Here is a 14091-nt window from a genome sequence, read left to right on the forward strand (position 1 = left end):
ATCGATTAAAAATAGGGTTAGGGTTTAGGCTGTTTGAGATTTCGCTTCTTAGCGGGCAGCTGCGGCTTACCGGTGAAATTCGGATCCACCACGGCGGACGTCCCGACAGAGGGAGAAACATATGCGCCGAGGTCTTTACTGATGAGGTTATCGAGATGCGTTTCTCCGCGATCCTTTGCCGCAGCGTCATCAAGACCGTTCTTAGTGACGATCAGCGCCTCAAATTCGGAGAGATCCATTTTGTCGAAATCCAGTGACTCGAGTTCCTCCATCGTGAATCCGGTGCACACCGGATCTTTGGCTGAGCCCCATGATTTTCCGAGCTGGATTCTTCCTTGCTCCTGCAGGATTCGTGCGAGCGGCGAGTTGTAGCAGCAATAGCTTTCGCTGCGTTCAATACAGCCGAACTTTTCTCCTTTGGAGCAGTAGGTGCCGACGTAATGACAAAGGTTCTGACCTTTTTTCAGCATTAAGGTCTGCTCGGACTGTTCGCACTGCAGGTAATCCATTGCGATTTGGAACGCCACCGATATCGCAAACGAATAGGGGTCAAATGTGAAGTACATTGTGCCTCCCTGCAGCGTCATGCCAAAGCCGTAGAAGGAGAGCGAAGGGTTGTAGACACCGCTTGCCGCATTGCCGTAAAGGAAGTTGAGCATGCCTTCGGTTGCGGAACTTGCGGAAAGCACATCATAGACATAAGGACTGCCGACGTATTTGATCGCTTCAACCGTGGTTTCTCCGGCAAAACTCATGGCCTTGCCGAACGCGCTTGAATTGGAGGTTCCCGCTTTTACTTTGGTATCGCAGCAGGAGAAGCCGAGGACTTTTTTAGTGCACTTATCCTTCTGACCGTTAAAGAAGAGGCCGTTTTCGATATCACCGTAGACGGATGCCTGACGCACGATTTCCAGGTACGCAAGCACCTTGGAAAAGTCTGTGTCCGCAGGATCGTTTGCTCCGTCGCACAAACCGTCGAGACATTCCGCGGGTCGGCAGACTGTTTCGGTGGTGACACTGCCTTCCTTTTCTTCGCAGCGATAGGTATGTGCGGTGGTGAGGCACTTGCCGCTGTCATCAATGGCGATACAGTCGGAAGAAACCTTCACGCAGGAGGAATTCATTTCGAGTTTGTCACAGTCGCTCTGAGTGCCTGAGAGCGCGCCGCAGACGTAAGTGTGTTCATATTTCCAGCAATCCTTGTAGATTGGAACGTCGTTGACGATTTTCTCGCCGCCGGGTTCAGTGCATTCGGTTCTAAGGATCGCGCAGTTTGGATTCTCTTCGAGCGGTTTACAGGTATCGGACTGAGAAATGCTGCCGATTGAGATGTTGGAATCGATGATGTCGGCTCCGGGAGCATCGATTTCCTTATCGCCCTTGCAGAAGATTTCTTTTTTGTATGCGATACAGCTCAGACCGTTCCTCTCTTCGCACACGGAGGAGCGAACTTCGCACTCGGGGAGTTTTTCTAAAACTTCGCAGCGATTGTCGGAAACGTTTTTAACGCAGTCATAGGTGTACTGGAGCTGAAGGCAGTCGCCGTCGGGGCCTTCCTTCAGACAGAGACTTTTAGGAGCGGAGCATGTCATGCCCGCAGTCGCGTGCGTGCAGGAGAGCATGTCAAATCCCGGATTCTGAGTCCCTCCGACACTCGTGATATCGTCTCCGGCGATGGGCGGCGTGTCCGCGCACTGATAAGTCTGCTGAAACTGCGTACATCCGTTGGCGCCTTCTTTTATGCAGACCGAGTCGCCCACGGGCTTACAGCCTGCGGCCTGAAGCTGCGAGCAGCTATTGGAGACGCCTTGAGCAGCGCAGGCGTACGAGTATTCTTTTTTCCAGCATTCTTTGTAGACCGCGACGCCGTTAATGAACCTTGTGCCGGGACCTTCCACGCATTCTTCTTTAGCGATAAAACACTGAGGGTTATCTAAAAAATTAGCGCAGGAGGAAGTATCGCTTCCGCTGTTGACGGTGTGGGAGTAGTCGATGAGGACTGCGCCTTCGATATTGTCGGCGGGAGCCGAGCAGCGGTATGTGGAAAGCGTCCCGAGGCACTCGCCGTTTAGACCGAAGGAGGTGCATACGTCGGACTCTTTGGCGCATTGCTTTAAGGAGGAGAGTCCCTTGCAGTAGTCAATAGTTTCGTTTTCCGAGCAGCGCATTTCGGTTTGGTAGTTCCAGCACTCACGAAAAACCTCGACCCCGTTGATAAATTTAGAGCCGGGACCGTCGACGCAGATGCGCTTTCCTTCCTCGCAGACCGCAAAGGCGCTATGGCTGAAGGTAAGGATAATTAAAGACAGGAGTATTTTGCTCATGGGGCGGCCTTGATCTCGGTACCGTCGTCAGCAATGCAGGTTTTTTGCCACTGTTCGACGAGGTGCTCAGTGGACGCCTTTTGGAAAAAGAAGTTTTGCGAAATAGAGCCGGAATAGTCCCATTTGCCCGGGTGGATAAATATTTCCATTTTGATCTCAGTGCTGCAGTTGGTTCCCGAGCATCGGGTTTTACCGCTCCAGCGCCCCTTGCAGTTGGAGAACTCGCGCTCGACAACAAAATCTTCAGCTTCTACGCTGAAAGTGAAGTTAGGGGAATTTTTTACATTGGGTTCGATCTGAAGCAGCGGTGTTTTAGCAGTGGAGCACTGATATTTGAGCGCGATCATGTCTCCGCCCGAACAGTCGTCCTGACCCAGGTATGAGGAGGTTTCGGACTGCGCGATGTGCATGGAACCCGGCTCACAGCCTTCAAATCCGTCGATGCGAAGCACTTCGTTGCAGCGGTAGGGCTTCTGCTGGAAATTCTTAGATTCGCACTGATAGGTATAGCGGCTGTCGATATTGACGACTTCGCCCGCGCTGCAGGTTTGGAGCGGCGCATGTCGGCAGTTGTACTGCTGAGTGGAGGATACGTAATCGGCAAGGCAGGAGACCTGAAGTTTCTGAGCAGTGCGGCTGACGCACTCAAATAATGTGGATACATCGAGTTTTTCTGCCCAGCCCTTAAAGCAGGCTTCAGTGGAGGCGTTGACGCTTTCTTCGCAGACCGCAAAATCGGTCTGCGGGGGCTGCGTTGTCGTGATGGTCTCGCAGACCATTTGGCCGTTGGAGGGCAGCTCCGGCAGTTTGTTCAGCAGCTGATCCCGATCAGCGAGCATGCCCTCAAAATCGGACTCCGGCCATCCGGGTCTTGCGTGCGTGTCGTAAATCACCTGGACCGCTCGACAGTCCATACTCGTCTTAGAGAGACATCCATCGGCTTTTTGTGAGCCGGGGTTGAGAAGTGAGCCTTGTCCTTTTTCGAACAGCGCAGTGAGATCCGAGACGTCGGAACCAAATTCCGGAACGACTTGGGATGCGCCGCCCTCCGATATATAGTCCTTGAGGTTCAGTTTGGCGGCTTCTTCCTTTGCGGCCTGCATAGCGGAATCCTTATCCGCGGCGAGGCAGACCGATAAAACCGCCGCGCTGAGCGAGAAGAAGGCGATGATGAGAGGCAGAAGTCGCATTTAGTTTCTGTCTCCGAGTTTGGCGCGCAGCGCTCGAGCTTTTTCTCCGAAGACATCCTGTCGATCGGAGAGCTGATCCAGCGCATAGCCGAGCGTGACATCGCCTGGTACGGCAACTGCGCGCGGAGCGGTTCCGCAGGCTGAATCAGTTTCTTCTTTTATCAGCAGTACCGGAACCTCTTTAATGCCGAACTCGGTAAATAATTCCGGATGAAGTTCGATCGGAGCGCCCGCCTCGATGAGCGGCGCAAACGCTTTCAGAGAATTAGGATTCAGAAGCGGCGCCTTGGGGTTCTCGTCGTCAGAGGGCACGCCCGCAAAGGCCATCGGTACACCCGCGTCGCGGCAGTCGCGCGCGAGTCTTTCCAACGAGGCTTTGGGCATTGACAGGGAGACGAGCATATAGGCAGATACTTGAGTCTCTTTGGCCGGTGCGGGGTTTTGGGCAAACTGTGAGGCGGACTGCAGCACGTCATCAATCGTGAGGTTTGAAGCAAAGGCAGCAGAAGCGGCTGAGAGCAGGAGCGTAAATAAAATCGAGCGCATAGCAAATCGAGAATTAAGACGGAGTGACACCGCTGCCCTGACAGCAGTCGCGTTTGCGGAAAATCAGATATGCGGCGTCTTCGCCGCCCGAGGCCCATGTTTTACCGGAGTACCACAGCGCGCTTGAGGCGCCCATCGGGTAGCAGCAGCGGCCGTCCTGTTTACCGGTTGTGCGTGCGGGATACATCATCTGAGTGCGGTAGACGCGCTTATCCATGATCGGTTCAAGATACGGGCCGCACTGGCCCTTTTCTCCGTAGGCCGCCCATTGAAGTCCCTGACGGTGCAGTTTCATGGTAAAGCGCGCGACCAGTAAAGAAGAGGCCTGAGGAAAATGCACATGCGCGCCGACCCAGCCCGTGAGCGGGAAAATTCCGCCGTGGCAGCCCGCGCACCAGTACAGTTCGGAAATCGGCAGGCCCGCGGTCGCTGCGGCGCAGTCCGCTGCGCATGCGGCAGCGGCCGCAGGATTCGCAAAGAGGCTCGCGTCGGGATTTAAAAAGAAGGTGGTAACCGGATCATCCCAAAGTGGATCCAGTTCCGTCATATAGGCTAAGTCCCATGCCGACTGCTCCAGGCAGTTTGAATCCAGCAGAGCTTCAAGCACAAAGAGCCAGGGCGTGAAGTACCAATGGACCTGATAGAAGGAGGATCGCTGAGAGGAAGCGGATTTATTAGGCGTGCGGCCGTGCGCGGGCGCCCGTAACCCGACATTGAGATCCAAGCCGCCTAGCGAAGGAAAGCAGTACGGAGTACGAACCACTTCCGCGGTTCTGAGCGGCTCCCAAAACGACATATTAAGGCCTACAGTGATATTGGCGCCGGAAACACACATGCAGAGCGCGTTCGCGTCGGTTTCAGGATCTTTGTTGGCACCCGATGAGAGCGTAATGCTGCCGAGTTTGATCGGGAACATGCAGCTCCAGCAGACATCGGTGAGCGGATTGATCACTTTGCCTCGGCAGCCGGAGGCCTGAGCGCTTGAGAGGGCGCACAGACTGAACATGACAATTAAAAGAAGACGTTTCATGAGCGAAGATACGGTAAAACTAACTCGGGTTCATCGGCCGGGAATTCGGCGCACTGAGGGCCGGTTTCTCCGTTAAACAAAAGCGCGGGCACCTGTCGGATGCCGAAGGATCGGACAAGGGAAGAGCCCTGATCAAAAAATATGCGTCGATTTAAACGATCCGATGCTTCGGAAATCGAGCCTGACGTTAAAACGACACGCACATCCGGAAGTTTGCGGATGAGTTTTTCTGCGGCCTTGAGGCTTTGTTCGTCATCCGCATTGATAAAAAGCAGCGCGTGCGGGATCTTCGGAAGCTCGATTTGCCGAGACTCACGAAGCAGCTTCTCAGGGAGACGCTCAGGGATGGAAGGCGTCACATCCCAGACGCGCAGCGCATTGGCGGCAGAAAGCGCTATCGCAGGCAGCGGCGTTTCTAAAGATTTTCGGATTTTAGTTTTGTTTTCCGCAAGTCTGCGATCGTAAGAGCCGTCCTGCTTCATTGTCCGTACCCGTTTTTTAAACGCTTCGAGAATGTTGGGTTCAATGACTTCGGTGAGCGGCCCAAGCGTGGGGAGCCTTTCTAATTTCGCCCGGGGCTTCGCGCAGGGTTGTGCGGCTTGTGGTTTTGGCATACGAAGAGACGAGTCCGACTCCGCGTTTGCGGCCGATAGCGCGGTGAATAGTGCGATAGAGCCGATAAAAGCGAATCCTGCGGCAATTTGTGAGGTTTTCATCGAATGGACTCTTAAAAGAGAGGATGTGCTTTGCCGCTGAATCGGCACCGATCGATCAGTCCGAACTTTGCGTAACGGCTGTCATAGGAATCCGGGTGTGTGCCGCGCATAAAGTAGTGATGGGGCGGGATCACGCCGGAGGCGATCACATCCAGAGGTTCACCGCGCTTAGAGTGTGTTTTTGCGAGTGCTATTTTTTTACCGTCGCAAAATATCTCGCGATTGATTGCTTCAATCCGCTGCCCTGGGCCGCAGGCGATCTCCTTTACAAAGGTGAGTTCGAAACCGTCTACGGAATCGGGTTTGGGGTTAAAGGCGGCATAGTCTCCGACCGAGAGGTTTCTCTCGCCGCGTTCAATTAAAAAGAGCGTGAACGGCAGGGACTCGGTACGATTTACGGCGGGATGATAAAAGTGCGTAAAGAGGCTGATTAAAAGAAAACTCAAAAGCCATATCCAGCCGCACTTTGCGATATGCGTCCTGAGGCGCCGCGCAAAGACTCTCGGATGAGTTTTAATCATGACGCACCTCGGACGCGCTCAGAAATCCTGCGCAGATCTTTTTGCTTTTGAGCGCGGGATAAATTCAAGCGCGCTAAGAGTTCGTCCGTGTAATCGGGCAGTGTGTGCGGCGCGATAACCGCTGACGAGACAAGAAGCGTGCAGCCGCAGTCCTTCTGCATCGCTTTGAGTTCGTTCTGCAGATTGAGCGCAAAGCGTTTGGCTTCGAGCATCAGTTCTTCGTCTCTAAGGCCGCCAGCGGCAAGCGCGGCTTCGTTGGCTTCAACTACTTCATTGAGGTTTAGGACAGCAAGTTTGCCTTTAGAGCTGAATTTAGAGAAGTGCTCAAGGGCGGTCGGTGCGGCTAAAACGGCGGTCGCGGCTAACGCTGCGCAGAGTACGGAGGACAAAATAATATGAACGGGTTTCATTCTTTGGAGTATCAAGGATTAGGGTTGGCGGCTTTCAGGCTTCTTTCCTTAAGAACCGCGTGAATCGCGTCGTGAGTAGAAAGCCCTTTGGACCGGAATTTCTGAATGTCGGAAATATCGTTCGGATGGGAGCTCGTGAGAAGCAGCGTGTACGGGTCCAAAATCAGACGATTAACAGAGGGCGGGGCGTCTCCGATGCGGACATATACCTCGGAGTAGGCGCCGGCAAGTGAAGTGAGCGATCCGAGGATTTTGTATTCGGATTCATCCATACCGAGCTGGTTTTCCTTTTCCGCCTCGGCAAGCGCGGAATCCTTCAGTCTCAGAATAAATATACAGTCGGCATTATCGAGCGCGGCTTTTGCGGTATCGCTTTTCCAGTAGTCGCCCGGTTTCTGCGTCGCGGTAAAAAATGCTCCGTTTTGTTTACGCGCCCGTCGATAGCCGGTTTCGATAAATTTACCGGAGTGGCCGCCCGCCATTAAGTCCCAGGCCTCATCGATGATGACGAGTTTTGGCTGAGAGCGCTCGCCTCTGCGCATCTCCAAATCAATTTTGTACATCAGAAGAAGCAGCACTACGGACTGCAGCGACTTTCGGGTGCTGAGCTGCTGGAGTTCAAGAACGATAAAGTTGTTGTCGAAATTAATATTGGCTTCTCCCTCAAAAAATGACGCGAAGGGGCCTCCTTTGGCGTACGGCAGCAGCTGCACGCCTAAGTCCACCAGTCTTGGATCGTCATAGCGCTTTTGTTCGTCCGCACTCAGGCTGTCATAGACGCGCGCCCATTCGTAATCACCGACTCTCGGGTTGGTTCCGCCGAGTCTGCCGTTGCGAAGCAGCGATTCGGCAAGATCAGTAATCGTCGCGGTGCGGCCTTCTTCCAAGGATCTGGCATACACGCTTCTAAAATGCACCTGCAGGTGCGAAAGCCTCAAATCGTCCAGAGGCTGAGAGGGAGAGGCCATCTGCGCTAAGAGCGGCAGCATCAGATCCATGTCCTCGTCGATATTTGTGATCATCGAGAAAGGATTAAGACAATCAAAAGTGCCGTCCTCTTTGGTCTGAGGCGAGAGTTCAATGAACTGACCGTTGAGTACGCTGCATAACTTTGCGTAGCTTCCGCCAATATCGATGATGTAGACGCGGGATCCGCAGGCAAGCGAGCCGATCGCGAGACTATTAAGAAGAACGGACTTGCCGGAACCGGAGTTTCCGATCACAACACCGTTATAGTTGCCGTTCGGGTTGGCGTACGGGTCGACTAAAACGAGCTGACCTCTACGGGATAAAAACGAAAGAATCGGCGTGGGTTCCGTTTTACCCGCGCGAGGTCCGGTCCCTTTCCAATCGGCGAGCACAGGCAACGTGTTGGCGGCGTTTGCGACGGTCTTCGTGGAGGAGCGCTGCGCGAGTTTTACATCGAAGGCGAGCAGAGGGCCTCCTGAGAGCGGCAGTGATGTGATAAGCCCCTGCAGGTGCATGTAATCATCCACGCACAGATCAATGCCGAGCGTTTTAAAGACGGATTTGGCGCTCTCGACTGCGTTGGCGCGTTCGCTAGCTTTGGCAAACACAAAGACCTCATGACTTAACTGCAGCAGTCCTTCGCCGCTTTCGTAGGCAGCCATTGCGCTTCGCCAATCCCTAGCTTCATCCTGAAGCGAAGGGATCATTCGGGCGATTTCGGTTGCGGCCATCTGTTCGGCTCGTGCGCTTTTAAGGCGTGCGGCCGCTTTTCCCTTATCGTAAGAGCCTTTGCTGAGATAAGTGGTGATCAGAAACGGGGAGGAAAACGCGGCGGAACTTCCTTTAACGCAGCCTGCGGCATGCATCATGGAGGCAAGCGTGATGTGCTCCGGATAACTGACCGGAGAAAAGCTGATGCCGAGCACCTCATCCTCGATATGCTTTGAATGAAAGCGCACGCCGTCCTCGGTCATGTCAATGCGGGTGTCGCGCGAGACACACTGCATGCGGGGTTCACGCGCGGGATCGGGTTCCGCCGGCGACCATTCGCCGGAGCGCATGCGCTGAGGATTAAGAATCTGCGAAACGGTATTGATGAGCGCGCGTTTATTCCAAATCCACGGAGAAAAGTGCCATTGTGAGAGCGAGGACATATGTGAAGCGCGAATGGTTTTAGCGCGTTCGCGCTCACACTCGTCCAAGGGGTGTTTCGTGGGGATCACGACCGACATCCAGCAGCGCATATTGCGCGCTCGGATTTTAAGGTCCTTGTGGGGCGCTTGGAGCGCGCCCTGATTTAAGAAATCCGCCCGCGCGTGCGCCATGCTGAGCATGATGGATTTCTGCTCAAATCTTAGCGGAGAGTCGTCTTCGCTCGGTTCAACAGCCGCCTTACGGATATATTCTGTGAGCGGCTCGATATAGGGAGAGCCAAAGAGCGAGACCTGAACGCCTGCGCCTTCTTCCAGAACAGAGCCGAACATTTCTTCCAGGCTTTTAGCCATCATGTCGTTCGCGCCTGTCTGCGGATGGATTTCTATGACGTAGCCGATGCCTTCAAAACTTCCGTCCGGCGCGCAGACAGCGCACAGACCGTCAGAGTCGTCAAAGTGCGCATAGGGGAGCTCCTGTGCGAATTGATCGATGAGCATGGAGGAATTGCGGCGGCAGTGCCCGATAGTGTCGGCTCTCGTGTAGTTGCTCTCAAAGCGCTTGACAGAAAACGCCTTGGAAAGACGCGCGCTCAGGTTTCTAAGACGGTTGTTCATGCGTACACTCAATTAGGATTAAGACAATTAAAGAGGATGAGAAGAGGCGCCAAAGCCAAGTGCGGGAAGCTGCTTGAGCTTTTCCTTTTTGATTTCTTCCTTGCTCAGCTCTTTCTCTGAAGAAAGCGGATAGACGGGTTTAGAAATGCGTGAAGAAGCGGCAAGCGACTGCACGCTTTCAGAATCCCAGCTGCCGTTATTAAGACGGACATAGAGATAGCGCTGATCGTGCAGATCGCCCTCTTTATCGGTAAAGGGCGCGAGCCACACGCGAAGCACTGTCTCGGGCGTGCACCAGGGCTTTGCGGGAATAATCGTGACAAAGTCCTTTCGTTCTCCGACCGTATCCTGAACCGCAGCGGTGAGCTCGGCGGGGACGGACTGAGCGACCGGATTATTCTCCGCATACACTTGAGAAATATTGCGGCAGCTCGGCCCTCCGGAAAGGTCCGCGCATCCGAAATCCGTCTTCGCGTTGGAAAACCCGGTAATCGATCCGCAGCCTGTGAGCGCGGCAGAAGAGAGCATTAAAAGAATGAGTTTGAGTTTCATGATGATCAGCTCTTCTGCGCGTCAACAAAGTTCTGAAGCTTCTCTAAGGGAAGCGCGCCTGAGATTCGGTCGCCCGCTTCATTGATCAGTGTGGGCGTGCCGCCGATGCCGTGTTCAGCGGCTAAACGAATCACGTCGCTCACCACGGAAGAACATAAGGGATTATTAGCGAGCGCTTTAATATCGTCGCCTTTAAGCGCTTTAGAGAGTTCCGCGGAAGAGTCTTTTGCGCACCAGACGGCGTCTGACTTCGCTCTGGCCTTCGGATGAATCGATTCCAGAGGAAAAAGGAACGTATACACCGTCGTGTCTTTAAGATCTTTAAGCGTCTGCGCTAGTTTGCGCGAATACGGACAATCCACGTCTGTGAATACCGCCAGCTTTTTGCTGCCGTTTCCGTAAACGGTCTTAACCGCTTTATCAAGCGGAAGAGAATTAAAGGCGATACGCCTTAAATCCCTGACGCGCTTTTCTGTCAGATCAACGCCCTGATCCATATCCAGAAGTCTTCCGGAGAAGAGAAACCGCGCGCTCGAATCAAAGTAGATGACTTCTTTGCCGACCGAAGCTTCAAAGATGCCTTTAACGGGCGTTAAAGAAAAGAGCTTGACCTGAGTTTTAGGGTAGCGCTCCTGAAAGTTTTCTACCGCCTGTTTCAGTTCTGTCGAAAGGTTGCTGTACTTAATCGCTTGAACTTTAGCTGCGCTAGTGCTCTCAGAGGCGGTCTTAACGACCGTGGCGGGATTGCCGCAGGAAGCGCCGCCCGCAAAAGCAAAAGTGCTGAATGTGCCTAGGGCGGAGACTAAAAGAATAGAAAATTTTGATTTAATCATATTTATTCAAATGAAATTATTTATCATCGATGCGTTCGATAGAAAGGCCGTTGGAAATTACGATTTCTACCTTACGACCGGAGTCCACCTCTAAGACCGGGAACATGTCGCTCGCGAGTTTGAGGTAGTAGTCGGTAATACGGTCCATAGCGTGTGAGGCGCCTTCTCCGACACCCGCACGCCAGGGGTTAGTGACAGTGGTGGAGATCGTGCCGGTAATCGACGTGGTGGAGTTTTCGCTTGCGAGTGACACGGCTTTGCCAAGACCCGCGAGCGTGCCGGTAAAGAGCGCGTTGGCGATCGCTTGGCCGCTTTTTGTCACCAAACGGGCCCTAAGCCCGGTCTTGCCGTCTTCGCCCGAGACATATCCCTGGATCTTTTTATCCACGGCGCCGCCGTTCTCGTCTATACAGGAAAGTCGGTCGAGACGCACCAGTACGCGTTCACTTGCCAATTCTCCCGTAGCATTAGCAGTCATGAAGCAGCGCTTGATGCCGGCTTTATAGAGGTTTGGCATCACCGCGGAGTCGGTGAGCTCCAGCAGGATCGGCACCGGGTTTCCGGATCCCTGACCTCGTGTGGGCGCGGTTGCGCCGTTTAGAAGTCTTGCCTGAGCAAATGTGCCGCTCGGAAGATACATGAGGGATTTACCGCGAGCGTCCTTTTCGGCTTTGCCAAAAACCTCAGCACTCTTGTTAAGCGCTTCATCAAAACTGACGACCGTTAAACGAGGCGCCTTCTCAGAAGGGTTAGCGTTGCCCTGCGCAATGTAGCGCCGGGACGCGGCAGAACCCGCTGCGCCGCTTTTAAAACCTTTCCTGACGGGACTATTAGAGGAAGGTATCTTGCCAATCACGTCCGCGGGCGGCCAGCCGTCCTTGGATTCGTGAGTGATCGGCGTCTTAGCTCCGGATTTAGATCCGCGCTCTAAGGCGGCAAGACGCTCTTCTAGGCGTCGCTTGTCTTTTTCAAGCTGCGCTTCACGATTTTTAGCGTCACGGCTTTCTTTTTCCAAGCGCATCAGACGCTCGTTATAGACGGCCTGATGCCGCTCGTATTCGTTCTGGCTCGGTGCCATAGAAATCTGAGTGGACGTGGTTTTGCCTTTAGGCGGCCTTTCGTCCTTTTTCTCAGTGCAGGAAGTCACGCCGTAGATGACCGCGCCTGCGAGGAGAATCGCGATCACAATGGTTTTGTACTGCTTGAACTTTTCTGTTTTTTCTGAGAAGCTGCTCATGACGCATCCTCTCTAATAATCCACAGATCCGCTGAAGCCTTGGGTTTAAGAGATGTGGATTCGGTTGCGACTGCGACAACGCCGCGGCGGTAAAAATCCGCTTCTCGGATCTGCAGCGTTTCCTGTGTCTGATTCATTAAGTGATAGCGCTCCAGCCTTAAACCGAGGAGGCGCCAGGCGGCTACCGGATTTCCGATCAGGTAGCCGTCCGTGATCGTGCCTTTAAGGACTTCCGCATGCTCATGAGAGAGCGACGGAATCGCTCTCAGGATTCTTTGAACACGCTCTTCATAAGGAAGAGCGCTCTGATCATTAGAAGAAAGCTGAGAACGGGGATTCGGCAGCTTGGTGTCCTTCAGCGCGATTGTCTGAGCGATCAGCCGTTCTTTAGGAGAAATCGTTACGGCATGCGTTTCTCCGCTTTCGCTAATGATAAAAATCGAAGACTGCTCTTTAGTGAGCGGAATAAAGTAGAGGGATCCGGTGGATTTATCCGGGTCAAGCTGGATGCTTTGTGTATCAGCGACCGCTTTAGCGATCCTGCCGTTTTCGATATAGATACGGTTGGGCTGCTTAAAAGCAGCGGGTGCTAACACGGAAGCGTCGGTTTTAGCCTGCGTTTGTACTTTGGGCATTTCTTTGGCTTCAGCGCAAAGCGTTGCCCCGAGGAGCATTAAGAAAACTGCGGTTTGCTTCATGACGGCTCTCCCTTATGATCTTCGGAAAGCGCCTCAAAGGGTTTTCTGCAGTCGGACTCTTGGATGGTATTGATCCAGAGGCGGGAACCGAGGTACGAGAACTGAACTATCCAGCACTTTCGCATGCTGGAGGTTTTACTATTGCCGATAAATTGACGAATCGAGCCCGTGACCGCAGCCTGAAGCTGTGCGGGACGCACTTCCACAGACTCGGGCATAAAGTGCACCGAGGCGTTGCTCGCCTTTAAGCGGCGGCCTTGGCTCACGAGCTGAAGCTCGGTTTCTCCTCTGTCCTCCGGCGCAACGTAAGAAAGAAGCTTCTTGACGTTGTAGTCGAACGTTTCGGGAGAATTATTGAGCGCCAACTGCAGTGCAAAGATGCTCATCTGCTCGAGATAATCAGCTGAGACGGTTTTATTGTCGAGCCAAAAGGATTTGGTGGTCTCTGCGGGAAGCACAATGATTCTTTCCTGACGCTCAATGCTCGCGATGCCTGCGGCCAGTACGACGTTAGTCACCAAGGAGGCTGCGAACGCGTACACCACAGAAGTGCGCAGCGCTAGTCGGGAAGAGACTTCGGAGACGTATTCCTGGACATTCATTTGAGAATTAACCTATAAATCGACGCCTGCTGGAGGGCGGCGTGCGCTTAAATGTTTTAAACGGCGTGTGCCAGTACAGACAATGCAGTCCGTATCTGGGGTGTCGTCCGGCCTTTAAACGGACGTAAGCCCACATGCAGACGACGGAAGCGAGCGCGCCGATCAATAATGAGTTGACGATGATTCCGATACCGAAACCGGCGGCAGCGGCCGCCACCTGATCGAAATCCCACAAAAGGAACTTGGCGGGTGCGTCAAGTTTTCTGGGTACAAAGGATGGATCGTAACGGGACATGACGGATATTCCTTTTCTTGGGTTCGGCTAAAAGACCGAACCCAAGAATGACGGTTAGATAAGAGCCGTAAAGATGTTGTCGATGATCTGCGGCCCGATGAAAAGCGCCATGGCGGCCGCAAGACAGCCGACAGCGCCCATGATGGATCCACGAACCACGCCGACACCAAGGCCTACTAAGAGGAACATCAGCGCGATTGAACGGCCGAGCGTGCCCTGAGACCAGTTTTTAAGCATGTCGTAAAGGCTCTGAAAGTCCTGATCGGTGCCGGCAGCGAACGCGCATTCGGGAAGCGCGGCGGCAAGGACGACAAAGGTAAGAGAAAGCAGCATCGGAAACGCGGCTGCAATGACATTAGAACTCAGTTTGAATTTCATAATTGATCAAAAAAATGGGAA

At 53.6% G+C, this 14091-nt stretch carries 15 protein-coding genes; all 15 read right to left on the bottom strand.

Features of this window, described 5'->3' with window-relative positions; genetic code table 11:
* Positions 1–17: 17 nt before the first annotated feature.
* From traN to traA, 15 genes are read right to left on the bottom strand one after another with little or no spacing between them, the layout of a single operon-like run.
* Complete coding sequence (gene traN / locus E5987_RS04335; protein ID WP_160334868.1) at positions 18–2324, bottom strand: conjugal transfer protein TraN; 2307 nt, start codon at positions 2322–2324, stop codon at positions 18–20.
* The gene (locus E5987_RS04340; protein ID WP_160334869.1) at positions 2321–3514 is read right to left on the bottom strand and encodes a hypothetical protein; all 1194 of its coding nucleotides are present in this window, start codon (positions 3512–3514) and stop codon (positions 2321–2323) included. The genes traN and E5987_RS04340 overlap by 4 nt, the downstream gene beginning before the upstream one ends.
* The gene (locus E5987_RS04345) at positions 3515–4060 is read right to left on the bottom strand and encodes a TrbC family F-type conjugative pilus assembly protein (RefSeq protein WP_160334870.1); all 546 of its coding nucleotides are present in this window, start codon (positions 4058–4060) and stop codon (positions 3515–3517) included.
* A gap of 13 nt (positions 4061–4073) precedes the next feature.
* Complete coding sequence (locus E5987_RS04350; protein ID WP_160334871.1) at positions 4074–5090, bottom strand: TraU family protein; 1017 nt, start codon at positions 5088–5090, stop codon at positions 4074–4076.
* Positions 5087–5806, bottom strand: coding sequence for a conjugal transfer protein TraW (locus E5987_RS04355; RefSeq protein ID WP_237178727.1), 720 nt, complete (start codon positions 5804–5806; stop codon positions 5087–5089). Before E5987_RS04355 ends, E5987_RS04350 begins: the two co-directional genes overlap by 4 nt.
* An 11-nt stretch (positions 5807–5817) precedes the next feature.
* Entirely contained in the window at positions 5818–6327 is a 510-nt protein-coding gene (locus E5987_RS04360; RefSeq protein ID WP_202074546.1) for a S26 family signal peptidase, read from the bottom strand.
* Complete coding sequence (locus E5987_RS04365) at positions 6324–6737, bottom strand: TrbI F-type domain-containing protein (protein WP_160334872.1); 414 nt, start codon at positions 6735–6737, stop codon at positions 6324–6326. The genes E5987_RS04360 and E5987_RS04365 overlap by 4 nt, the downstream gene beginning before the upstream one ends.
* A gap of 11 nt (positions 6738–6748) precedes the next feature.
* A complete protein-coding gene (gene traC / locus E5987_RS04370; RefSeq protein ID WP_160334873.1) occupies positions 6749–9475 on the bottom strand; it encodes a type IV secretion system protein TraC in 2727 nt (908 codons plus the stop codon).
* 27 nt (positions 9476–9502) lie between these two features.
* On the bottom strand, positions 9503–10027 hold the full coding sequence (locus tag E5987_RS04375) for a TraV family lipoprotein (protein ID WP_160334874.1): 525 nt from the start codon (positions 10025–10027) through the stop codon (positions 9503–9505).
* A gap of 5 nt (positions 10028–10032) precedes the next feature.
* On the bottom strand, positions 10033–10860 hold the full coding sequence (locus E5987_RS04380; RefSeq protein WP_160334875.1) for a DsbC family protein: 828 nt from the start codon (positions 10858–10860) through the stop codon (positions 10033–10035).
* 16 nt (positions 10861–10876) lie between these two features.
* Complete coding sequence (locus E5987_RS04385) at positions 10877–12097, bottom strand: TraB/TrbI/VirB10 family type IV secretion system protein (protein WP_160334876.1); 1221 nt, start codon at positions 12095–12097, stop codon at positions 10877–10879.
* Positions 12094–12795 carry a TraK domain-containing protein gene (locus tag E5987_RS04390; RefSeq protein WP_160334877.1) on the bottom strand — a complete coding sequence of 234 codons (702 nt, stop codon included), beginning with the start codon at positions 12793–12795 and terminating at the stop codon, positions 12094–12096. The genes E5987_RS04385 and E5987_RS04390 overlap by 4 nt, the downstream gene beginning before the upstream one ends.
* Positions 12792–13397, bottom strand: coding sequence for a type IV conjugative transfer system protein TraE (gene traE, locus E5987_RS04395; RefSeq protein ID WP_160334878.1), 606 nt, complete (start codon positions 13395–13397; stop codon positions 12792–12794). Before traE ends, E5987_RS04390 begins: the two co-directional genes overlap by 4 nt.
* A gap of 7 nt (positions 13398–13404) precedes the next feature.
* Positions 13405–13692, bottom strand: coding sequence for a type IV conjugative transfer system protein TraL (gene traL / locus E5987_RS04400; protein ID WP_160334879.1), 288 nt, complete (start codon positions 13690–13692; stop codon positions 13405–13407).
* 54 nt (positions 13693–13746) lie between these two features.
* Positions 13747–14070, bottom strand: coding sequence for a TraA family conjugative transfer protein (traA, locus tag E5987_RS04405; RefSeq protein WP_160334880.1), 324 nt, complete (start codon positions 14068–14070; stop codon positions 13747–13749).
* Positions 14071–14091 lie beyond the last annotated feature (21 nt).

This window comes from Parasutterella muris (genome assembly GCF_009767915.1).
Taxonomy (GTDB): domain Bacteria; phylum Pseudomonadota; class Gammaproteobacteria; order Burkholderiales; family Burkholderiaceae_F; genus Parasutterella; species Parasutterella muris.